Source organism: Phycisphaerales bacterium (assembly GCA_016699835.1).
Classification (GTDB): Bacteria; Planctomycetota; Phycisphaerae; order Phycisphaerales; family UBA1924.
On the sequence record CP064987.1, the window covers coordinates 2,535,672 to 2,556,652 of the forward strand.

Below are 20,981 nucleotides of genomic sequence, written 5' to 3' on the forward strand. Positions count from 1 at the left end.
AGAGATCCACTCGCGTGTGCGATCACCGACATCCATATCGGGCGATCCGGCGTGGTACCGAGATCACGCCGCGCCAGACATGACAAACAGCTTCCGATGCGTCCACACGCTCAGCGGCAGCGTGAGCAGGTACGTCCCCGCGATCGCCGCCAGCGCCAGCCACGGGTCGCGCACGATGAGCCCAAGGATCAGCCCGATCGCCGCCAACAGCGGCGCAATCCAGCCCTTTCTCAATCGCATCTTCTTGAACGAGAACATCGGCACACGGCTGATCATGAGCCATGCGATCAGCAGCGTGAATCCCGCCACCACCCACGAGACCCACGATTCCTTGGTCTCAAAGTCGATCGTACGCGACTGCTTCAGCATCACCGGGATCAGCACGCACCCCGCGGCGGCCGGCGTCGGCATCCCCGTGAAGAACTTCTTCGCCAGCGCCGGCGGCAGGTCCCGACGCCCGGCCGAGTCCTCAGGCTCGTCGTCGCCGCCCGCGGGCTCATTCGCCGCCGCCGTGAATCGCGCGAGCCGCAGCGCCGAGCAGAGCGCAAAGGTCATGACGGCCGCCGTCACGTGCGCGTCCTGCTTGAGGGTCTCGGGGTTCTTCGCGAGCCAGAGATAGAGCATCATCGCCGGCGCCACGCCGAACGCGACAAAGTCCGAGAGCGAGTCGAGCACGACGCCGAATCGAGACTCACCGTGCAGCAGGCGGGCCGTGCGCCCATCGAGGGCGTCAAAGAGGGCGGCAAACGCGACCGCCAGGAGCGCCTTGTTCCAGTTCGCCGCGTGCATCGAGGTGTCCGGGGGAGAGGCAAAGGTCGCCTTGATCGCAAAGTGCATCGACGCCAGCCCCGCGCAGAGCGCCGCCGTCGTGATAACGTTGGGGATCACGATCCGCATCGGCACCCGCCCGTCACGGGCCGCACGCGTCGCCTCGCTCGCGCCGTTCGTCATCGCGTCCGAGTGATCATCATGATCGGGCATCATCTCGTGCATCCGCTCAGGCATCCGGCTCCTCCGCCTCGGCACACAGCGACCGATCCCTACCGCCTTCATCCACGACCGCCGCCGACGCCACCAGTCGCGCGAGCACGGTCTCCCCCGCGATCGCTCGATCGCCCACCCGCACCATCGCCTCCGCGCCCGCCGGCATATGGACATCGACCCGTGAGCCGAACCGGATCAGTCCATATCGCCCGCCTCGGCCCAGAACATCGCCCACCCGCGCCCGGCACACAATCCGCCGCGCGATCAGCCCCGCGATCTGCACCGCCACGACATGCGAGCCGTCCTCCTGCTCGAGCACCAGCGACAGCCGCTCGTTCTCCGCGCTCGCCTTGTCGAGTGAGGCGTTGAAGAACCGCCCAGTGGTGTGCTTGACACCCACCACTCGTCCCGAGACCGGTGCCCGATTCACGTGCACGTTGAACACATTCATGAACACGCACACACGCAGCATGCCACGGGACTCATCGTCGCTCAGCCCCGCGTCCTTCGGCGGCGGCACACGATCCACCGCGCACACCACGCCATCCGCCGGCGACACAACCACACCCGCGTCCCCCGGCACATCGCGGATCGGATCACGGAAGAACCACACGCACCACGCGCAAAGCACCAGGCCTATCGCCCCGATTGCCCACCCCACAACCCCGAACCATGCGAATCCGCTCCACGTCGCCAGCGTGGCACTCAGCACGAAGACCGCCACAATCGGCCAGCCCTCTCGCGCCACCACCGGGTACTTTCGTTCGTCGTTCTGCAAGCGTCATTCTAAGCAGAACCTCGTGCAATGCCACGTTACCGGACGCCAAACCGGGATGGCTCCATCCGCACGATCCGAGGACCCACTCCGACCCAGTCCCTTCACAGGGGATGTTGTCCCCACATTCCACAAGTCACGATCCGAAATCGACGAATCTCGATTCGGGCCTTATTCGCCCGTTGGAGAACCGCGACTTCATGCCCGAGACCCCGTACGTCCTCATCTGCGACGACGACGCCCACATCCGCTATGTGGTCGCGGCCAAGGTGCGCGGCGCCGGGCTTGAGGTCGCCCAGGCCCGCGATGGACAGGAAGGCCTCGAACTCGCGCGCATCCGCGTGCCCAGGCTCGTCCTCACCGACTTCCAGATGCCTCGCCTCAGCGGGCTGGAGATGTGCGAGGCCCTCAAGTCCGACCCACGCACCGCCGACGTCCCCGTTCTCATGCTCACCGCGCGCGGCTACACCGTCGAGCCCGAACGCATGGCCAAGACCAACATCCGACGACTCATCGACAAGCCCTTCGGCGCCAAGCAACTCCTCGACACCGTCTGCGAGACGCTCGGCATCGAACTGGATCCTGCCACCGGAAGGGTCCGCCAGGCCGCTTAGGAATCTATCCGCGTGGAGCCCCACCAGACGCACCACAAACCGGCCTTTGTCACGCGATGCGAGTCGCTCGGCGTTCCCGTGTGGACGCTCGATGAGACCTGCGCCATCATCACCCAGCCCGAACTCCACACCCGGCACCTCACGCCCGAAGTGCTCCGCTGGCTGGCGTCGTCCGCGATCACCGAACTCGTCGTCCAGTTTGCGACTTCGGGCACTTCCAAAGAGACCGGCCTGCGCTTCCTCCGGGCCGAGGACCGCGCCTCGCCGGGGCGATCCTTCGTCGCCCTCGTCCTCTCACGCGAGTTTCTCGGGAGCGAGCGCCTCGCGTCCGCGGTCAGCAACTTGGGCATGGATCCCGGGTCCTTCGGCGACGCCCTGGCGCCGCTCGCCGGACGAACTGCCGACGCCGCAGAAGCCGTCCACGAGTGCCTCACCCTTGCCGCCTCCGATCTCGCCGAACTCGACGAGTCCAAGACGGTGATTGACGGTTTCACCGCCCAACTCACCGACTCCTTCGACACCATCGACTTCCTCTATACCGTCGGGCGAGGCATGCGCAACCCCGAACACCCCGAGCGATTCGTCGAACTCGTGGTCGAACGCATCTTCACCTCGCTCAACTTCGAATGGGTCACCGCCCAACTCGGCGAAAAATCTCGGAGCGCCCTCTCTCTCCCCACCTTCCAGCGCCAGTTCCATGCCGGCGTCTTCCCCGAGGGCACGAAAAATCCGCGTGAGATCATCAGGGGCATTGTCGATCGCCTCCCGCGCGAGGCCGCCTCACACGTCCTCGACCGTGTCGAGGGCCTCAGTTCCGGGAAAGTCGGGCAGGTCCTCGTCCAGCCCATCGTGAAAGACGGCATTCCCTTCGCCGCCATCCTCGCTGGTGGCAAACGAGGCAGCGACCCGTGCGTCAGCAGTTGGGATATCCAACTCATCGAGTCCGCCGCGGGATTCCTCGGCTCGTTCCTCGAGACCGTCTCGCTCTACGAGACCCAGAAGCGAACCTTCATGGGAACCCTCCGCGCGATCACCTCCGCGATCGATGCCAAAGACCACTACACCCGAGGCCACTCCGAACGCGTCGCCCATCTCGCCGAGCAGATCGCCAAAGGCCTGGGCATGTCGGAGGAACGCTGCGAGCGCGTCCGCGTCGCGGGCCTGGTCCACGACGTCGGCAAGATCGGCGTCCCCGAGGCCGTCCTCACCAAGGCCGGGCGCCTCACCGACGCCGAGTTCGACGCCATCAAGCGACACCCGCAGATCGGCTACGACATCCTCCGAGATATTCCGCAACTCGAGGATGTCCTCGCCGGCGTCCTCTACCACCACGAGCAGTGGGGGGGCGGCGGCTACCCGTGCGGCCTGTCGGGCGAGAGCATCCCGCTCATCGCGCGCATCCTCACCGTCGCCGACACCTTCGATGCCATGAGTTCCACGCGGTCCTATCGCCCCGCCATGCCCCGCGAGCGCGTCCTCGAAGAGTTCCGCCGCTGCGCCGGAACACAATTCGACCCGACGCTCGTCCCCGTCATGCTCGCGCTCGACCTCTCCGGCTACGACGGCCTCGTCGCACGCCATGCCGCGGGCGCACCCTCGCAATCCCACCTCGCCGCTTGATCGCGCGTCGCGCGGAATCACAGAAAAATCTACGCGTTCTTGCTCGGACGGATCGCCGCCATGATCGCCTTGATCAGGTCCTCGGGCGGCTTGCTGCATGCCTTCGGCGGCTCACACGCCTTCTTCCCCATCCGGATCGTCTCGGCGTACGACTTCAGATAGTCCACGCACGGCGGGCACATCGCCATGTGCAGGTCGAATCGCTTCGCCTGCTCCGCGGGCAACTCCCCATCGACGTACGCCAGGATGAAGTCCGCACATTCTTTGCACGTCAGCCGTGGCTCACTCATGCCGCACCCCCGTGCGTGTTCGATTCGGTAGGACGCTCGGAGAACTTTGTATCGACCAGTTCCCGCAGCGCCTGTCGCGCCCGATGCAGGCGCGTCTTGACCGCATTCTCGGACGCGCCGATCACCGTCGCCGTCTCGGCCGTGTCCAACCCTTCAACATCGCGCAACATCAGCACCTCCCGATACGCCTCGGGCAGTTCCTCGATCGACGCACGCACAAACCGACGCATCTCCTCGCGTTCGATGCTCGCCAGCGCGTCCTGGTTCCACTCCCGTGGACGTTTCGAGTTGTGCCCATCTTCGGTGAATCTGGGCAGAAAATCCTCAATGGACCGCTCCGGGCGACGCCGCCGCGACCGCAGTTTCATCAGCGATGCGTTGATCACGATCCGATGCAGCCACGTCGAGACCCGCGACCCGCCCTTGAAGTCCTTGATGTGCTTGAACGCCGAGACATACGCGTCCTGAACGGCGTCGGCGGCGTCCTCGTCATTGCCGAGCAGACGCCGCGCCGTCGCCAGCGATCGGGGCATGGTCTCGCGGACCAACTCTTCGAACGCCGACTCGTCGCCCGTCATTAACCTCGGAACCAGTGCGTCCAGTTCGATCATCCGATTCGGCCTCGCGTTGCACGAGCGGCGCACCCCGCGCCCGTGTGGTCTGCTCTTCGAGCCGCCCCGTGTCCATACACGAGGCCGCACAGCATACGTCCCCGGATCGGGCGGCGTTCGAGCGGGCCCGCGGCCGCTACTCCTCGCTCACGCCCGGCAGCATCGGCTGCCCGCCCTCGGGAAGCCGGATGTTCCGCGACACGGGCTTGATCTCCGCGATCTCCTTCCCGCCGCGAACGCCCGCGTCCTCAAACTTCTTCAGCGTTGGCTCGAGGCGCGACTCATAACTCCCCACGAACCGGTTGTAGTGATCGACCGCCTTCTCGAGCGAACTCCCCAGTCGCCCCACATGCTCGAGCGCGCTCGCCGCCCGCTCGTGCAGTTCACGCCCGAGGTCGCGCAACTCACGGGCCTCCTCGGCCAGGCGCCGCTCCTGAAATCCCACGTGCACCGCGCGAAGGAGCGCGATCAGCGTGCTCGGGCTGGCGAGGATCACCCGCTGCGACGCCGCGTGTTCGATGAGGTCGGGCCGGCGCGACAACGCCGCGTCCACAAACTGATCCCCGGGCACAAACATCACCACAAACTCGGGCGATCCCGAGTAGTGCTTCCAATAGTCCTTTCGTGCGAGAGCCGCCGCCTGATTCGCAATCCCGTTCGCGAACGCGTCGAGGTGCCGGTCGGCCTCCTCAGGAGAACGAGCCTCGAGCGCATCGAGATAAGGCTTCAGGTTCGCCTTCGCGTCGACCGCGAGCGTTCTCTCGTTGGGCAGTTTCACAACCATGTCAGGGCGAAGCATCTGCCCGTCGTGGTCACGCACGGATTCCTGCTCCGAGAAATCGCAGTACTCACGCATCCCGGCCAGTTCCGCGACGCGCTTCAGTTGCATCTCCCCATACATCCCGCGAACCTTCGGCTCACGCAACGCCGTCACCAGACGCCCGGCCTCCTGACGCAGCATCTCGCTGGCGCCATGCAACTGCCGGAACTGCTCGCCGAGCGTCGCCTTGTCCTTCGTCCAGTCGCTCTCGATCTTCGCGAGTTTCTCGTCGGTGCGTTTCAGCGCCTCGCCGATGGGCTGGACGAGTTTGTCCACCGCCTCGCGCCGCTTGTCGATCTCCGCCGTCCCCGCCTGCTGGAGCGCCCCGAACTTCTCCGTTGCGAGTTTCAGGAACTCCTGCGTCGATGAACTCAGCGTCTTCGCCGCCAGCGAATCGAACGTCGCCCCCAACTGTGCCGAGAGCCGCGCGATCTCGGCCTCCTTCTCCTGCTTCAACTCCTTCTCCCGCGCCTGCAGCGACACCTCGCGGTCGTGCATGCGTTCCTGCAGCGCGCGCAACTCCGTCGCGTGCCGCTGCGCCATCCCGTCGGCCTCGGCCTCCAGTTGCGTCACACGCACCTCGAGCGCCGTGCTCGCGCGCGCACGATCGTCGAGTTCCTGCTGTGTCTGGGCCGCCTCGGATCGCGCTTCCCCCGCCTCGCGTTCGGCACTCGTCCACGCCGCCTCCGCCGCCGCCTTCCGCGCGAGCAGCCACGCCGCCGCCGCCATCAACACCGCCACCATCGCCGCCAGCACCACATGCCACACGTCCATAACCAGGAGTGTACCCGATTCTGGTGCATGTTCGGATCAAGTCTGGGTCAAGTCTCTGCGATCCACCGCAATCGGCGCCCTGCCGATTTGACACCTCGGGCATCATGCCGAGCGGCCAGACCACGCCGAAATCGAGCCAAACTGCCCGTGATATCTCCACACCCCCACAGAAGCCGCCCCAAACGCGAGGCCATGGAGCGGGTTGGCACGCCATTCGTTCCCCAGGATCGGCACACGGCTTGCCCTTGTCCCCTGTACATGCTCCCGCCCAGCGGCCAACCCGATCAGCCGGCAAACCGAATCCCGAACGGGACCGGCGGGAGGCTCAATCTGCTCCTGTCCTACGCCGGCTGGGAGCAGGACGCCTGGGTCGATCACCTGCCGCGACTGTTAGAGCCGATCGGCGTCTCGTCGTTCCGTGCCGGAACGGGTCGCCAGGCTTCCGAAGTCATCCGCAGCGTCCCCATCCACATCGCCGTCGTGGATCTCGGCCTCCCGCTCGAAGAGTCGGGCGCCCGGTCCGACGATGTGGCCGAGGGCGGCACGCGCCTCCTCGAGTTGCTCTCGCGCCTCCCCGAGCCGCCGCCCACGGTGGTCGTGAAGCGCTCACGCACACACCGCGATGATCTCCGCGAGATCTCCGCCGCCCTTCGCGCCGGCGCCTTCGCCGTCGTCGATCGCCCGCGGGGCACGGGGGACCTGAATCTCATGCTCGAGGTCATGCGCCGATGCCTGACTCGGTTCTATCAGGGGCGCTGGCCCACAAACGTTGTCTGAGTTGTGTCCCCGGCCGGGATCGAACACGTCCCCGCCGGTCATTGTCCACCAAGTTGATACGAGGAGTTCATCATGGCGAAGAAGAGCAGCGTCCGTCCCCTCCACGACAAGATTCTCGTCAAGCGCGACGAGGCCCAGACCAAGACCGAGAGCGGGATCTTTCTCCCCGAGTCCAGCAAGGACCGCCCCAAGTCCGGCACCATCGAGGCCGTCGGCACCGGCGCCCTCAACACCGACACCGGCGAGCGCATCCCCCTCACCGTCAAGAAGGGCGACAAGGTCATCTTCTCCTCCTACGCCGGGACCGAGATCAAACTCGACGGGCAGGAACTCCTCATCATGTCCGAGGACGACATCCTCGCGATCGTGGACTAAGAGATGACCACCGACCAGTTGCGCAAGGCGCTCGGAGAACTCAACGGCGAGCGTGACGCGGTCTTCGCGTTCACGTCCGTCGCCGAGCACGCCGGCCTCCTGACCGTCCACCGGGCGATGCTCATCCCCGACGAGCCCGACCACCTGGTCAAGGTCACCGACGGGCACAGCGTCTATCTCATCGACGCCGAACGCGTCGCGTATGTGCGGATCTCGCTGGGAAAGAAGGACCTGGCGCCGCGGATGTAGTCACCAGTTTTCGCATCACCCGCGGCCACAAACCGCGACCAGAAAAGTTCGAGAAAGGAACAGTTCCCATGGCAGCAAAATCCATCGCGTACAACACCGACGCGCGCGAGCGCATCCTCAAAGGCGTCCAGAAACTCGCCCACGCCGTCAAGGTCACCCTCGGGCCCTCCGGACGCGTCGTCGTCCTCGAGAAGTCCTTCGGCTCGCCCACCGTCACCAAGGACGGCGTCACCGTCGCCAAGGAGATCGAACTCGAGGACCAGTACGAGAACCTCGGCGCCCAGATGGTCAAGGAGGTCGCCAGCAAGGCGTCGAAGGACGCGGGCGACGGCACGACCACCGCGACGATCTACGCCGAGGCCATCTATTCCGAGGGCCTGAAGAACATCACCGCCGGTGCCAACCCCAACGCCGTCAAGCGTGGCATCGATGCCGCTGTCGAAGCCATCATCGATGAACTGAAGAAGATGTCCAAGAAGGTCGACTCCTCCAAGGAGATCGCCCAGGTCGGCACCTGCTCCGCCAATCAGGATGAGCAAATCGGCAAAATCATCTCCGAGGCGATGGACAAGGTTGGTAAGGACGGCGTGATCACAGTCGAGGAAGGCAAGTCCCTCGAGACCGAGGTCGAACTCGTCGAGGGCATGCAGTTCGACAAGGGCTACCTCTCGCCCCACTTCGTGACCAACGCCGCCACGATGGAGTGCGACCTCACCAACCCCTACGTCCTCATCCACGAGAAGAAGATCAGCAACGCGAAGGAACTCCTCCCGATTCTCGGCAAGATCGCCGACCAGGGCGCGAGCCTCCTCGTCATCGCCGAGGACGTCGATAGCGAGGCCCTCGCCACGCTCGTCGTCAACAAGATCCGCGGCGTGCTGAAGATCGCCGCCGTCAAGGCCCCGGGCTTCGGCGACCGTCGCAAGGAGATGCTCCAGGACATCGCCACGCTCACCGGCGGCAAGGCGATCATGGAGGAACTCGGGCTCGAACTCGAGAAGATCGACCTCGCCGACCTCGGGCGCGCCAAGAAGGTCACCATCGACAAGGACAACACCACCATCATCGAGGGTGCCGGCAAGAGCGCCGATATCAAGGGGCGCATCGACATGATCCGCGCCCAGATCGAGAACACCTCCAGCGACTACGACCGCGAGAAACTCGAGGAGCGCCTCGCGAAACTCGCCGGCGGCGTGGCCCAGATCAACGTCGGAGCCGCCACCGAGGTCGAGATGAAGGAGAAGAAGGCCCGCGTCGAGGACGCCCTCCACGCCTGCCGGGCCGCGGTCGAGGAGGGCATCCTCCCCGGCGGCGGGGTCTCGGTCATCCGCGCCCGCAAGGCCCTCGAGAAACTCCGCAAGAAGTTCGACGGCGACGAGCGCGCCGGCGTCGACATCATCCACCGCGCCCTCACCGCCCCCATCAAGCAGATCGCCGCCAACTGCGGACTCGACGGCTCGGTCATCGCCGCCAAGGTCGAGGAGGGCGCCGAGAACAACTTCGGCTACAACGCCCTCACCCACCAGTACGGCGACCTCGTGAAGATGGGCGTCATCGTCCCGACGAAGGTCGAACGCGTCGCCCTCCAGAACGCCGCCAGCATCGCCAGCCTCCTCCTCACCACCGAGGCCGCGATCGTCGAGATCAAGGAAAAGAAGAAGTCAGGCGGCCACGACCACTCGCACGACGACATGGACTACTAGTCGCAGAGAAAGACTCGCGGAGCGACCTACTCAAACTCGTAGCACAGGCGTCCCGCCTGTGCCTACCACTCCTTCCAGTTCTCTTGAAGAGTGGTTCGAAGCGACGCGAAACTCACAAGGCCCGTGGCACACGCCGCGGGCTTTTTCATTCATGTGAATCGATCAAGAAAACGCACTATGCCCGCGCGTCACACTCCGGACACGGCTCGTCGGTATGAAGACCCTTGCGGTCGTAGCCGCACTCGAGGCACTGGTTGAGTGACCGTCGTTCGCGCACTCTCTCAAGGCGATTTCGATAGAGGAGCGGAACGCCAATCACCCATATCGGGATCACCGCCAGAACCAGAAGACACATCATGACCCCAAGCCACCAGAATTTGAGACTAAAGACAACAAGGGCAAGCATGCAGAGCGTTAACTCAACGATTCCCATCGCGACAAGATGCAAGTCAGGATTGACGATCTTGGTGTGAATTTTGGGTGGATGCTCATGTTCGCTCGGTGACGGTGGCTCAGGAGGTGGCGGAAAAAGTGCATCGGGTGGGTAACGCAACGTTGGCGTGGCGATCTCCTTGTCGCCACCACGCACGGTGCGGACTTCGGGTCCAACCGGGTGCCTGTGTGGAGATTGGCCTTCGAATATGACCATGGAATACCTTGGGACCACCCGTTTTGATAAAGGGCCTGACGGTTTATTCGCCAGCCTCGACCTTTGAGTTCTCAACGGTCCACCGCGCCGGCGCCTTCGTCTCCGGCGCCATAAGGCTCAGCATCGCCATCGACGTCCCGAAGGCGCTCGATCTCGGGAAGACGCGGTCGTTCCACGAGCCGTCCTCTTCGCGTGTGGCGAAGAGGACCTCGGCGTAGCGCCGGCGGTACTCGCCCCGTTCCATCGCCGGGAGCATCTCGATCGCCCGGGCGGCGGCGAGGTGGGCGTAGTAGTAGTAATACGGCGCGACCCCGTACGGGCCCTCGTGCGTGCCGTTCTTCTGCCGGCGCTGGTCGAGCCAGGGCCAGTGGACCAGGAACGCGTCGATCGCGCCGCGCAGACGCGTCTGGTCGCTCCGCCCCGCGAGATACAGCGCGGTCTCGGCGGAAAGCATCCGCCCCACCGAGCCCGGCGTCGGCTCGCCACGACCGGCGCTCCCCGAGTAGACATACGACCCGCTGGGTGTGCGGGCCGCGTCGAGCGCGTCGAGCGCCCGCGACACGACCTTCGCGTCCACGTCATATCCCGCGGCGTGCGCCTCATACAGCGCCTCGAGCGTCGGCCCGGTCATGAACGGCGAGGGCGGCGCGACCTTCTCCTTCCCCGCAGGCCTCGCATAGTTCCACCCGCCGGCCTTGGGGATCTCCGTCTGCTCGATGCCATGGATGTAGAACTGGATCGCGTCCTCGACGCCGACGGCCAGGTCATCGGGGACCTTGAGTGCCGTCCGATACGCGAGCAGGAACTTCAGGCCATAGGTGTACCCCCAGCCGCGGACGTCGTATCCGCCGTCGTATCCGGGGTCCATGAGCGGATGCTTGATGGCGTCAACCACAAACCTGGCGCTGCGGCCAAGGGCGGCCTGACGGTCGGCATCATCGGCAAGACCCGGCGCCTGGAGGAGGGCCAGGCAGGTGATGCTCGTGCCGCCGACGCGATAGCCGACGGGGATCTCACCCCGAACGCGATAGACGCCCTCATACGGCCACAGGGCGATCGCCCCGGAAGCCTCGTCCGCTTCCTGCTTCGCCAGGAGCAGTTTCACGCCCTCGGTAATGGCGGCGGCACGTGACTCGGCGGTCACAGGTTGCAGCGTCGGCGGCGTCGGCGCGGGCCAATCCCGATTTGAACGTCGCTGGCCAAGTGCACCCGATCCGAGCGATCCGGCGATGGTCAGGGCTAGCACGATCGCAGCGGGACGAATGAGTATCATCACAAACTCCGAAAATGCATGGATTTACGTTGAATTCGCACAATCGAAGAACGAACCAGAAGGACACGATACCCGAAATCGAAGGGGGCCGAAAGCCCGGGGTTTTCACTGGGTATCTGTGACATAGATTTTTTCGGTCCTCCGGAACCGCCCCGGAACGAGGGCGAATCGGATGCCGCATGAGAGGGAGATTCCCTTTCAATGCCGGGCCTCGAGGATTCAAAACCTTGGCTCGCAACCCAGACCCCCACGAGACCCGGTGCTCGGCAACGTGCTGAGTGCCGGGTTTTTTCTCGCCCAACTGGCGGTCGCAACCGGCCTCATGAGCCTGCGGAGGGCTTTGGCTCTTCGGTCGGTGCGGCTGACGGCGTCGGCGTGGCGTCGGACGGCTTGGGCGTGCCCGGCTTCGCGGTCGAGTTCTTGAGTTTCAGCGCGATGTCGTCCGGCAGGATCTTGACCGATTCGATAAGGAAGTGCTCATCGCTGGAGTAATCCACGCGCATGGTGAACTCGATCTTGGAGCCGACCTTGACACCCTCGAGGGAGACGCCCTTCTTGAGGTAGGGGAACTCCATGGTCATCTCGCCCATGCCGACGTCCTTGCCCTCGCGATTGTGGAAGGGGTGGACGGGCTCGTGGTGGATGCGCAAGGGGCGACGCTTGGCGGCGGTCTCAGCGTCGGTGGTGGGGAGGGCGACGACGATGCCACGCATGGTGTAGGTGTGGACCTGGGCGGCGGGCTTCTTGATCGGGGCTTCCGAGTCCTTGTCTCGCGAGGTGCAGGCGGTCTGCATCAGGCCGAGGGCGAGCGCGGCGAGCACGATGGCGGTGGTGGTCTTCATGCAGAATGATTCGTTCGGCATGACGGCGGGTCCAGTCTTATGCTTGCGGCATGGAGCGATTCGGAAGTCGAATCTCGGAACGTGACGCACTAGTGCGTGTGCCGCGGCATTGCGGACGGCGTGGAACGCCAGTCCATGGACTCGCGGTCTGCATCGCATTGACACTCGGTGCGATCTCGTCAACGGCGATGGCCCAATCGCGCGAGTACACGCTCGACGCGAGCGGTCAGTGGGTGGAGGTGAAGGCGCCGGACGCGGGGACGGATGCCGCGGTGATCGCCGAGGCTCGAGTGGCGCTCGCGTCGGGCAAGCCCTCGGTCGCCAAGGAGATCCTGTCGAATTGGCTGGAGCAGCCGGGGTCACTGAAGAGCCCGTATGCCGCGGAAGGCTACCTGCTCCGAGGCGACGCGAAACTCGCCGAAGGTCGCGAGGAGGCCGCCATACGCGACTATGAGCAGTTGGTCACGCTCTTCCCATCCTCCGAGCACTTTGTGACGGCCTTGGAGCGCGAGTTCGAGATTGCGAACACGTACCTCAATGGGCGGCGTCGCAAGGTGCTGGGCGTGCGGATCGATACGGGCGTGCCCGTAGCCGAGGCGATCATCTATCGCCTCGGGCTGCGCCTGCCCAACAGCCGTCTGCTCGAGCGGGCGTTGCTCGCGCTGGGCGATTACTACTTCCGCGATCGAGACCTGAAGATGGCGATCCAGGCGTACGACGTCTTCACGGCGATGTTCCCGCGCAGCGAGTACCTCTCGCTCGCGAAGCAGCGCCGGATCTATGCGACGATCGCGATGGTGAAAGGTCCTCGCTACGACGCCTCGCCCTACAAGGACGCGATCGTGCTGACGCGCGAGTTCGCCGAGCAGTTCCCGCGCGAGGCCGAAGAGAAGGGCCTCAGCGATGCGCTCGAGGTGCGCCTCGTCGAGTCGATCGCCCAGCAGCGCCTGCAGACGGCACGCTTCACTATGAAGCGCGGCGACGACGTCGGCGCGCGATACATCCTCAATCGCATCGTCCGCGACACGCCCGAGACGGCGGCCGCGGCCCGCGCCCTCGAGATCCTCAAGGACAAGGGGTGGGCGGTCTCCAAGCCCGGTGCCGCAAGCACGCTCGAAACGACTCCAGATGGCTCGTCCGTCCCTACTCTGCTCGGGCCGGCGGCACCCGAGATAAAGAAGGATCCAAACGAATCGATGCCGAGTGTTCCAGTCGAGACGCCGCAGGAAGGCCCAGAGGGCACGCCATGAATCCATGTGCCGCGATTCGGACCGTGGGTCTTCTCGTCGTCTTCGCTACGGGCGCGTCGTTGCTGTCGGCGTGCTCGAACGACCCTTCGAAGGGCTATTCCTTCGCCAGCACGATGTCCTCGGCCGGCACGAGCCGCGTGCGGACGATTGCCGTCCCGATGTTCGAGAACACGACGTTCGCCCCGGGGATGGAGGCGACGCTGACCGAGGCGATCATCAAGGAACTCCAACGCTCCACCGACGTGCGCGTGGTGAGTAGCGGCGCGGCGGACACGCAACTCAAGGGCGTTATCCGCGGCGAGAACCTCCACCAGACGGCCCGCGACTCGCAAACGGGCTTTGTTGATCAACTCGCCGTCGAACTCCGCGTGGACTTCGACTGGACCGATCAGCGGACGGGTGACGTGCTCGTGAGCCGGCGCGGGTTCGCCGCCGTGGACACGTTCGTGCCTGCGCGCGGCACCGGTGAGCGGCTGGCTATGGGGGAGCGGGCGGCGATCGACCGCCTCGCTAAGGACCTCGTTCGCGAACTCCAGACGCAGTGGTAGATGATCTCGAATGCCGATTCGAGTTGCTCGTCCCACTCCACACGAACTTTGGATGTTCGAGTTGCGTATGGGACGTTGTCGAAGGTCACCCACACTGGGTGTGGTGCCATGACTTGGTGCTCCCGTGTGGGAACCCTTGGTAAATCCCTATACTCTGTGTGAGGGAGAGTTGGGCCGATTGGGCAACCCGGGGAGGTTGATGGGGGCAAGACCGAGAACCTTATCTCCTCGGGCTGCATCTGTATCTGAGTGGGACCGAAGAACGATGAAGTGGAGTCGGTCCGACAGGGACGCTTCAGGAGCACGACAAAGGGAGTTCAAGAACACACGGTCGCCAATTTCCCTGAGTGAGGGGCGACGTTCGAAGTGGACGTGAATCGAGGCAGGATGATCACAGGGCTGGCACAACGCGTTCTCGATCGGTTTGGATTCGCCGCGCCCGGTCCGTCGTCGGACGATGGGCAGGGGACGCCGCGCCCGCGTGTGTCAAAGGGATCAGGCCCGGGTGGTTCTGGTGGTGAGGGTCCGGGTGGCGGTGGTCCGGGCGGTCGTCCGCCGACACCGCAGCCGTCGCGTTCGCTCTTCGGCCTCGTGGCGTTCATGGTTCTCATCATGGTCGCGTTCATGCTGCTCAACACGCAGCATCGCGGGCGTGAGATCACGGTGCAGGAGTTCGCAAACCTGTACCCCAACTCGATCGACACCGACTCGGTGATCGTTCGAGACGAGTCGATCGAGGCGAGACTCACCGGCTCGGAAACCTCAGCCGTCATCATCCCCCTCAATATGGCGACACGCGAGACGATCACGAGCGAGGGTCCTGCGGATCACCTCGGGGAACGTCAAGAGCGTGGCGGCCAAGCCCTGGGTCACGCTGTTCTATACCTTTGTGCCCCTCCTGTTGATCGTGCTCCTCGGGTGGTACCTGATCGGCCGGATGCTGCGTGGCGCCGGGGCGGGCGCAGGGATGCTGGGGAACTTCGGCAAGAGCCGGCACCGCACGCTGAACAAAGAGATGACCGGCGTGAACTTCGCCGACGTCGCGGGTGTAGACGAGGCCAAGGAGGAGGTCCACGAGATCATCGAGTTCCTCAAGAACCCCAAGCGATTCGCGAAACTCGGCGGACGCATCCCGCGCGGCGTGCTGCTCGTCGGCGAGCCGGGGTGCGGGAAGACGCTGCTCGCCAAGGCGATCGCGGGGGAGGCCGATGTGCCCTTCTTCTCGATCTCCGGGTCGGACTTTGTCGAGATGTTCGTGGGTGTGGGCGCCAGCAGGGTGAGGGATCTGTTCAAGCAGGCCAAGGAGTCGGCGCCGTGCATTATCTTCCTGGATGAGATCGACGCGGTCGGGCGCCGGCGTGGCAGCGGCTACAACACGGGCGGGCACGATGAGCGCGAGCAGACGCTCAACGCGATCCTCGTGGAGATGGACGGCTTCACGCCCAGCGACGGCGTGATCGTGATCGCTGCCACCAACCGGGCCGACGTGCTCGACCCCGCGCTCGTCCGCCCGGGCCGATTTGATCGCCAGGTGACGGTCCCGCTCCCGGACATCAAGGGGCGCGTGGAGATCCTCCGCGTGCACGCGAAGAAGGTGAAGATGGGCCCGGACGTGGACCTCGAGCGTGTCGCTCGCGGCACGCCGATGTTCAGCGGCGCGGACCTTGCCGCGATCATTAACGAGGCGGCGATCTCCGCGACGATGCAGGAGAAGGACTTCGTTGAGCACGAGGACCTCGAGGAGGCCCGCGACAAGGTGAAGTTCGGTCGCGCCAAGAAGAGCCGCGTGCGGGAGGCCGAAGAGAATCGGGCGACGGCGTACCACGAGGCCGGGCACGCCGTGCTCAACGCGTTACTCAAGGACGCCGACCCGCTCCACAAGGTCACGATCATCCCGCGGGGGAACTATGGCGGGGCGTCGTTCAGCCTCCCCGAGAAGGATCGACACGGATACGGGCGGCGCTGGCTCAACGCCCACATGCGAATCGCGTGCGGCGGCCGCATCGCCGAGGAGAAGGCGACCGGCGATATCTCCTCCGGCGCGTCGCAGGACATCCTCCAGATCACGGGGATCGCCCGGGCGATGGTCCTGGAATGGGGCATGAGCGACCGGCTCGGGTTTGTGCGGTACCACGGCGTGGACACGCGCGAGCGGTACATCGCCGAGCGGGATTTCTCGGAGGACACCGCGAGTGAGATCGATCACGAGGTCAAGCGCCTCGTGGACGAGGCGTTCAACGACGCCGCTCGGATCCTCGAGGACAACTGGGAGAAGGTCATCGCGGTCGCCGAGGCGCTCCTGAAGCACGAGACGCTCTCGGGCGATGAGGTCCACCGCCTGATGCGGGGCGAGTTGCTCACGCGACCGACGGTGAGCGAGATCTTAAAGGCCGAGTCACGAAAGCCGGCGGACCCCAAGGCGCCGCGGGCCGGCGACGCCCCGCCCGACTTGCCGCCGGGGACGATGCCGACGCCCGCATAACTCGATCTCGTGGTCTTACTCTCGCTCGTGGTCGCGGGTGGCCGATCCTGACGCCATGAAGCGTCTGCATTTCGTCGAGCAATCGCTGCTCCGTGGAATGGCGTTGTTTGCCGGGATGCTGCTCGCGATCGGAGCGGTGGGGACAGCCCGCGGATGGGCCGAGGCGGGGGCGATCCTGGTTGATGCCCGGCGTTTCGGCGTCGCGGGGATTCCAATCCTTGTCGGGCTGGCCGCAGCGTTGATTGTTGGCGGAGTTCGATCGACGCCACTGGGCATACGGATCGCACGGGTGGGTCTGGCCATGCTCGCGTTGTGGGCGTGCGTCGATTCCATCCGATTCTGGAGGTTGATCCACGCACACGAGATCGACTCCCTTCTGCCTGTGCCATTCTCGATCGTCGTGGCGGGTGCGGCGATGTTGGCGGCGCTCCGCCTCCGCGCCCTCGACACGTCCTGGCGTTGGCTTGCCGGTGTTGTTGTGATGTCGGGTGTGTGGGCCGCGATGTTTCCGTTCGGTGTGATGATCTTTGCGGGTCGAACCGATTACCGCCAACCCAGCGACATGGCACTTGTCTTTGGAGCGCGTGCGTATGCCGACGGACGCGCGTCGGATGCGCTCGAGGATCGGATGCTGGCGGCCTGTGACGTCATTCGCGAAGGTTTCGCACCGGTGCTCGTCGTCTCGGGCGGTCCAGGTGATGGCGATTTCCACGAGACCGATGTCATGCGCCGGATTGCGCTCGAGCAGGGACTCGACGAGGGCCAGATCATCGTCGATCGGAATGGCATGAGCACCCGCGACTCCGTCGAGTTCGCGGCACACCTCGCCCGAGAGCCGCGGATTCACGCGTGCAATTGCGGTGAGCCATTTCTATCACGTGCCAAGGATCCGGCTGGAGGCCTCGCGCCTGGGGCTCGACGTGCGCACCGTCCCGGCCAGTCAACGCGGGCGGATCCTGAAGGCGCTCCCGTGGTTCATGTTCCGTGAGTCGGCGGCATGGTGGCGAACGATCGTGCGAAACGCGATTCTGTGATGCGAACATTCGCCCGAAATCGGCCCTGAAACCCGAACTCGGCCTTTCCGAACCAGTGTGTCTAGGGTTCCTTGCCAGGATGTCCGTCAAACGGGCTTCGGAGAGATAGGACGGGGGGGGGCACGAGGAGGTTTTCCATGTCGAATCGTCGAATGACCGCCGGGTTCGTGCTGCTCGCCTTGGTTGGCGCTCCAATCGGTGTGTGCCATGCTCAGGAGTCTGGCGGTGGACAACCCCCGGCCACGACACCAGCCGCCGCCGGGCAACCTGCGGATTCGGGCGTGCCCCGGAACGTGATGGAGGACTTCCTCCGCGGGTTCGATGGCGACACCGAGGCCATGACCCGGGCGATCGCCGCGACGGATGAGATTCTTCGACAGAATCCGAACAACGCCGAGGCCATGGCGTGGCGCGGCTCGGGCATGACCGCGAGTTGCGGGCAGGCGTTCGCCTCGGGCAATCCGCAGGAGGGCATGCGCCTGTGGACCGAGGGTGTCGCAGGGCTGAACCATGCTGTCGAACTCCAGGGCGACAACCCCGTCGTGCGCATGGTCCGTGGCAAGACCATGCTCGAGTCGTCGGTCTATGACCCCAATCCCGAGAGCAAGGCCAAGGCGCTCAAGACCGCCGTCGAGGATCTCGAACTCGCGCTCGTGCTCGTCAACGATCCGAACGAGCGCGTCCCCGCGTCGGAGTCGCGGATGATCGCGGCGTGGCTGAGCGACGGGTGGGAACGTCTGGGCGACAAAGCCAAAGCGGACAAGTACAAGTTGATGGCGGGCGAACAGCTCAAGAAATCACAGGCCGAGGACGCCGCGCGAAGGCCCAAGGACACGACGCTGCTGACGATCGACTCGGCCCTGGTGCTCCGTGAGGTCGAGTGGGTGAAGCCGCTGGTCAAGGACATCCGCGCGGGCGGGCGTGGCGATTACAAGGCGCTCGACCGCGCGATCGCGGTGGTGGATGCGCGCCTCGAGGCCGATGCCGCCGACGCGAGTTCGAGGGCCTGGCGCGGCTTCCTGCGCACGATTCGCTGCAGCGAGTGGTTCGCCAAGGGCGATTTTAAGGAGGGCATGAAGCACTATGGGCAGGGGATGCAGGAAATGGACCGGGCTATCTCCGACGACCCCACGGTCCTCGATGGGCGGGCGCTCAAGGCGGTGACGCTCCTCAACTCGGCGCGGCATGAGCAGGGTCACGAGCGGATCAAGGCGCGTGCGACGAGCGCGGCGTCGGAACTGGACCGGTTCGTACGGGCGTGCATCGACGCGAAGACACCTTTGGCAGGTGCCGCGGAGATCGAGTCTCGCCTGATGCACGCCGAGTGCGAGATGCTCTGTCGTGAGCCGGCCAAATCCCGGGCGATCCTGGCGAAGTTGCCGGGCGAGTTGACCAAGGAGCAAGCCGCGCGTCGCGACGAGTTGCTCGGCCGCGTGAAACTGCTCGAAGAGAAGAAGGCCGAACTCTCCCCCGCGGGCAAGTGATTTCTCGGACCGCGACATTCTCGGTCACGCGCCAAGGTAATTGAATGCCCGCACGATCGATGCGACCCGCGCGATCGCCACGCCGTCGCTTCCACCACCCCCGACGGGGTGGCATTTCCACACACCGTATCGCAGATCTCCGATGGTGAGTCGAAGCCGCGGGCGGAGGGATCAGGGATCCTCCACGAGCGGCCCATGCCCGTCGAATCGGAAGAGCAGTGTCGCTTTCCCGCGTCGGCGTCGCTCACTCTGGGAGGATGTCGATGGAAAAGAATGGGAATTGCTCGTGGCTGAATCGTCGAGCCGCCGCGGCGACGCTGATCGCCCTCGCGGGCGTCGCGGCGTTCTTTGCCGGTCGCGGACCCAAGAACGCCGCGGCCCAGAACTCGCCACCGGCCAGTTATCCGCTGATCACGATCGTCCGTGACTTCAACTCGGGCAGCGCCGACTTCCAGTCACACGTGATGTCGGGCGCTCGCCCCACCGCGGGAAACGTCTCGACCACGCTCGACGGCACGGGCGCCCCGGTCTATACCGGCGGTGGCAAGGTCGTGGACTCGCCCGCGCGTGACTCCAAGGGTCGCACGATCCCGCCTGGCGCCGTCAAGGCTCACGCGGTGTCGTCCTTCTCGATCTCGGGCGACCGCGTCGTCGCGAACGAGCCGATGGCGGCGAAGATCACCGTGATCGGGTCCGAGTTGTATAGTGGCAACCTCATCTATCCCGTGACCACGCAGATCCTCGCCAATGGATCCACCTTCGAGCCGTTCGGCCCGTACAACAGCCCGACTACAGGAAATGTCGACGACAAGAACAACCCGCGATACACGGTCCTTCCCGTGATGATCCAGCCGGGCTCGTACGTCGCCGTCAACGGCAAGAGTTGGGAGCCGGTCTCGGGCAACCAGGCCTCGACCGTGGACTCGGGATGGAAGACGCTCATGGAGGCGAACTCCAGCGCCGGCAGTGCCTAGGTGATCGCGCTCCGCAACGGCGACACGGTCCCGACGGTCGCGGGATTCGGCAAGCAGACCTCCGTCGCCCAGATGCTCAGCACCACGACGGACGCCTCGGGCAAAATCAAACTGAAGGACAACCAGGTCGTCTACCTCTTCGAGTTGTATACCTCGAACCAGAGCAACTCGGCGTTCGACCTCCAGGACCTCGTTGTCCTGGTTGAACTCGCGAGCGATCCGTCGTACTTCAACACCACGACAACCGGTACGACGGGCGGATGTCTTGCGCTCAGCGATACGGCGGCTCGCCTCGGTTCGGCCAATAGCGGCTCGATCACCTCGTCCAACAGTTTCTCCCAGTGGTTCACCAACGTGAGCGGGCAGAACCTCGCCGCCAAGCACACTCTCAAGATGATGCTCGATCCGGCGACCGGGGTCTATTCCTACTCGACGCCCGACCTCCACCCCATCGACGACATGCTCTATGGCAACATGGGCGCCGCGCACAACCGCGGGTTCACGATGGTGATCGACGCCGAGATGGACTGCAAGGCCTGCGGCGGGCAGTTCATCGAGGTCGCCGGCGACGGCGACGCCTGGCTCTTCGTCGATGGCAAACTCGTCATGGATATGGGCACCACCAGCGGCAGCGGGTCGGGCGGACAGTACCTCGAGTTCGATCGACTCGAACTCGGCGACAAGACCGTCCGTGTCCAACTCTTCTACGCACAGCGCGGCGACAGCGCGGCCTTCACCCTCCGCACCAACGTCCACCTTCGCTCGGCCAAGAGCGTCGATCTCCCCCCCGTCTCCGGTCTCTACGACTGATCCGGATTCCGAACACATCTCACACGGGTGGCGAGAAATCGTC

The 20,981-nt window shown here is 65.0% G+C and carries 21 protein-coding genes; 13 read left to right on the forward strand and 8 right to left on the reverse strand.

Features of this window, described 5'->3' with window-relative positions; genetic code table 11:
• Positions 1–63: 63 nt before the first annotated feature.
• Entirely contained in the window at positions 64–1,005 is a 942-nt protein-coding gene (locus tag IPK69_10490; protein QQS08413.1) for a phosphatidylcholine/phosphatidylserine synthase, read from the reverse strand.
• Positions 998–1,762: a phosphatidylserine decarboxylase gene (locus tag IPK69_10495; protein QQS08414.1), complete on the reverse strand. Its 765-nt coding sequence runs from the start codon at positions 1,760–1,762 to the stop codon at positions 998–1,000. The genes IPK69_10490 and IPK69_10495 overlap by 8 nt, the downstream gene beginning before the upstream one ends.
• A gap of 197 nt (positions 1,763–1,959) precedes the next feature.
• Here IPK69_10495 and IPK69_10500 point away from each other — a divergent pair, with 197 nt between their 5' ends.
• Together IPK69_10500 and IPK69_10505 are read left to right on the forward strand one after the other, a co-directional pair.
• The gene (locus IPK69_10500; protein ID QQS08415.1) at positions 1,960–2,373 is read left to right on the forward strand and encodes a response regulator; all 414 of its coding nucleotides are present in this window, start codon (positions 1,960–1,962) and stop codon (positions 2,371–2,373) included.
• A 12-nt stretch (positions 2,374–2,385) separates the two neighbouring features.
• Positions 2,386–3,993 (forward strand): HD-GYP domain-containing protein, encoded by a 1,608-nt coding sequence (locus IPK69_10505; protein QQS08416.1) that lies wholly within the window; start codon positions 2,386–2,388, stop codon positions 3,991–3,993.
• Positions 3,994–4,022: 29 nt separating this feature from the next.
• Here IPK69_10505 and IPK69_10510 read toward each other — a convergent pair whose 3' ends face one another.
• The 3 genes from IPK69_10510 to rmuC all read right to left on the reverse strand — a co-directional run bounded on the left by IPK69_10510 (position 4,023) and on the right by rmuC (position 6,488).
• Entirely contained in the window at positions 4,023–4,283 is a 261-nt protein-coding gene (locus tag IPK69_10510; GenBank protein QQS08417.1) for a zf-HC2 domain-containing protein, read from the reverse strand.
• A complete protein-coding gene (locus IPK69_10515; protein QQS08418.1) occupies positions 4,280–4,894 on the reverse strand; it encodes a sigma-70 family RNA polymerase sigma factor in 615 nt (204 codons plus the stop codon). Before IPK69_10515 ends, IPK69_10510 begins: the two co-directional genes overlap by 4 nt.
• A gap of 136 nt (positions 4,895–5,030) precedes the next feature.
• Positions 5,031–6,488 carry a DNA recombination protein RmuC gene (gene rmuC / locus IPK69_10520; GenBank protein ID QQS08419.1) on the reverse strand — a complete coding sequence of 486 codons (1,458 nt, stop codon included), beginning with the start codon at positions 6,486–6,488 and terminating at the stop codon, positions 5,031–5,033.
• A gap of 258 nt (positions 6,489–6,746) precedes the next feature.
• Between rmuC and IPK69_10525 the strand changes: the two genes are divergently transcribed.
• From IPK69_10525 to groL, 4 genes are all read left to right on the forward strand, one after another.
• Entirely contained in the window at positions 6,747–7,265 is a 519-nt protein-coding gene (locus IPK69_10525) for a response regulator (GenBank protein ID QQS08420.1), read from the forward strand.
• Positions 7,266–7,337: 72 nt separating this feature from the next.
• A complete protein-coding gene (locus IPK69_10530) occupies positions 7,338–7,640 on the forward strand; it encodes a co-chaperone GroES (GenBank protein ID QQS08421.1) in 303 nt (100 codons plus the stop codon).
• 3 nt (positions 7,641–7,643) lie between these two features.
• A complete protein-coding gene (locus IPK69_10535; protein ID QQS08422.1) occupies positions 7,644–7,889 on the forward strand; it encodes a hypothetical protein in 246 nt (81 codons plus the stop codon).
• A 68-nt stretch (positions 7,890–7,957) separates the two neighbouring features.
• A complete protein-coding gene (groL, locus tag IPK69_10540; protein ID QQS08423.1) occupies positions 7,958–9,592 on the forward strand; it encodes a chaperonin GroEL in 1,635 nt (544 codons plus the stop codon).
• A gap of 175 nt (positions 9,593–9,767) precedes the next feature.
• On the opposite strand, the gene IPK69_10545 is transcribed toward groL, so the two are convergent.
• From IPK69_10545 to IPK69_10555, 3 genes are all read right to left on the reverse strand, one after another.
• Positions 9,768–10,181 (reverse strand): hypothetical protein, encoded by a 414-nt coding sequence (locus IPK69_10545; GenBank protein ID QQS08424.1) that lies wholly within the window; start codon positions 10,179–10,181, stop codon positions 9,768–9,770.
• A 103-nt stretch (positions 10,182–10,284) separates the two neighbouring features.
• Positions 10,285–11,514 (reverse strand): hypothetical protein, encoded by a 1,230-nt coding sequence (locus IPK69_10550; protein QQS08425.1) that lies wholly within the window; start codon positions 11,512–11,514, stop codon positions 10,285–10,287.
• Positions 11,515–11,834: 320 nt separating this feature from the next.
• Positions 11,835–12,356, reverse strand: coding sequence for a copper-binding protein (locus IPK69_10555; GenBank protein QQS08426.1), 522 nt, complete (start codon positions 12,354–12,356; stop codon positions 11,835–11,837).
• 188 nt (positions 12,357–12,544) lie between these two features.
• Here IPK69_10555 and bamD point away from each other — a divergent pair, with 188 nt between their 5' ends.
• From bamD to IPK69_10590, 7 genes are all read left to right on the forward strand, one after another.
• Positions 12,545–13,606: an outer membrane protein assembly factor BamD gene (bamD, locus tag IPK69_10560; protein ID QQS08427.1), complete on the forward strand. Its 1,062-nt coding sequence runs from the start codon at positions 12,545–12,547 to the stop codon at positions 13,604–13,606.
• Positions 13,603–14,154 (forward strand): hypothetical protein, encoded by a 552-nt coding sequence (locus IPK69_10565; GenBank protein ID QQS08428.1) that lies wholly within the window; start codon positions 13,603–13,605, stop codon positions 14,152–14,154. The genes bamD and IPK69_10565 overlap by 4 nt, the downstream gene beginning before the upstream one ends.
• A 784-nt stretch (positions 14,155–14,938) precedes the next feature.
• Complete coding sequence (gene ftsH / locus IPK69_10570; GenBank protein ID QQS10468.1) at positions 14,939–16,636, forward strand: ATP-dependent zinc metalloprotease FtsH; 1,698 nt, start codon at positions 14,939–14,941, stop codon at positions 16,634–16,636.
• A gap of 55 nt (positions 16,637–16,691) precedes the next feature.
• Entirely contained in the window at positions 16,692–17,624 is a 933-nt protein-coding gene (locus IPK69_10575; protein QQS08429.1) for a YdcF family protein, read from the forward strand.
• Between the two features lie 183 nt (positions 17,625–17,807).
• On the forward strand, positions 17,808–19,154 hold the full coding sequence (locus tag IPK69_10580) for a hypothetical protein (protein ID QQS08430.1): 1,347 nt from the start codon (positions 17,808–17,810) through the stop codon (positions 19,152–19,154).
• Between the two features lie 263 nt (positions 19,155–19,417).
• Positions 19,418–20,128, forward strand: coding sequence for a hypothetical protein (locus tag IPK69_10585; protein ID QQS08431.1), 711 nt, complete (start codon positions 19,418–19,420; stop codon positions 20,126–20,128).
• Positions 20,129–20,938: a hypothetical protein gene (locus tag IPK69_10590; protein ID QQS08432.1), complete on the forward strand. Its 810-nt coding sequence runs from the start codon at positions 20,129–20,131 to the stop codon at positions 20,936–20,938.
• Positions 20,939–20,981: the final 43 nt, after the last annotated feature.

Bases quoted from the DNA above. Each gene is read 5' to 3' on its own strand.
- IPK69_10490 (QQS08413.1), bottom strand. From the start codon at position 1,005: ATGCCTGAGCGGATGCACGAGATGATGCCCGATCATGATGATCACTCG.
- IPK69_10500 (QQS08415.1), top strand. From the start codon at position 1,960: ATGCCCGAGACCCCGTACGTCCTCATCTGCGACGACGACGCCCACATC.
- IPK69_10510 (QQS08417.1), bottom strand. From the start codon at position 4,283: ATGAGTGAGCCACGGCTGACGTGCAAAGAATGTGCGGACTTCATCCTG.
- IPK69_10515 (QQS08418.1), bottom strand. From the start codon at position 4,894: ATGATCGAACTGGACGCACTGGTTCCGAGGTTAATGACGGGCGACGAG.
- rmuC (QQS08419.1), bottom strand. From the start codon at position 6,488: ATGGACGTGTGGCATGTGGTGCTGGCGGCGATGGTGGCGGTGTTGATG.
- IPK69_10525 (QQS08420.1), top strand. From the start codon at position 6,747: ATGCTCCCGCCCAGCGGCCAACCCGATCAGCCGGCAAACCGAATCCCG.
- IPK69_10530 (QQS08421.1), top strand. From the start codon at position 7,338: ATGGCGAAGAAGAGCAGCGTCCGTCCCCTCCACGACAAGATTCTCGTC.
- IPK69_10535 (QQS08422.1), top strand. From the start codon at position 7,644: ATGACCACCGACCAGTTGCGCAAGGCGCTCGGAGAACTCAACGGCGAG.
- groL (QQS08423.1), top strand. From the start codon at position 7,958: ATGGCAGCAAAATCCATCGCGTACAACACCGACGCGCGCGAGCGCATC.
- IPK69_10550 (QQS08425.1), bottom strand. From the start codon at position 11,514: ATGATACTCATTCGTCCCGCTGCGATCGTGCTAGCCCTGACCATCGCC.
- IPK69_10555 (QQS08426.1), bottom strand. From the start codon at position 12,356: ATGAAGACCACCACCGCCATCGTGCTCGCCGCGCTCGCCCTCGGCCTG.
- bamD (QQS08427.1), top strand. From the start codon at position 12,545: ATGGCCCAATCGCGCGAGTACACGCTCGACGCGAGCGGTCAGTGGGTG.
- IPK69_10565 (QQS08428.1), top strand. From the start codon at position 13,603: ATGAATCCATGTGCCGCGATTCGGACCGTGGGTCTTCTCGTCGTCTTC.
- IPK69_10575 (QQS08429.1), top strand. From the start codon at position 16,692: ATGAAGCGTCTGCATTTCGTCGAGCAATCGCTGCTCCGTGGAATGGCG.
- IPK69_10580 (QQS08430.1), top strand. From the start codon at position 17,808: ATGTCGAATCGTCGAATGACCGCCGGGTTCGTGCTGCTCGCCTTGGTT.
- IPK69_10585 (QQS08431.1), top strand. From the start codon at position 19,418: ATGGAAAAGAATGGGAATTGCTCGTGGCTGAATCGTCGAGCCGCCGCG.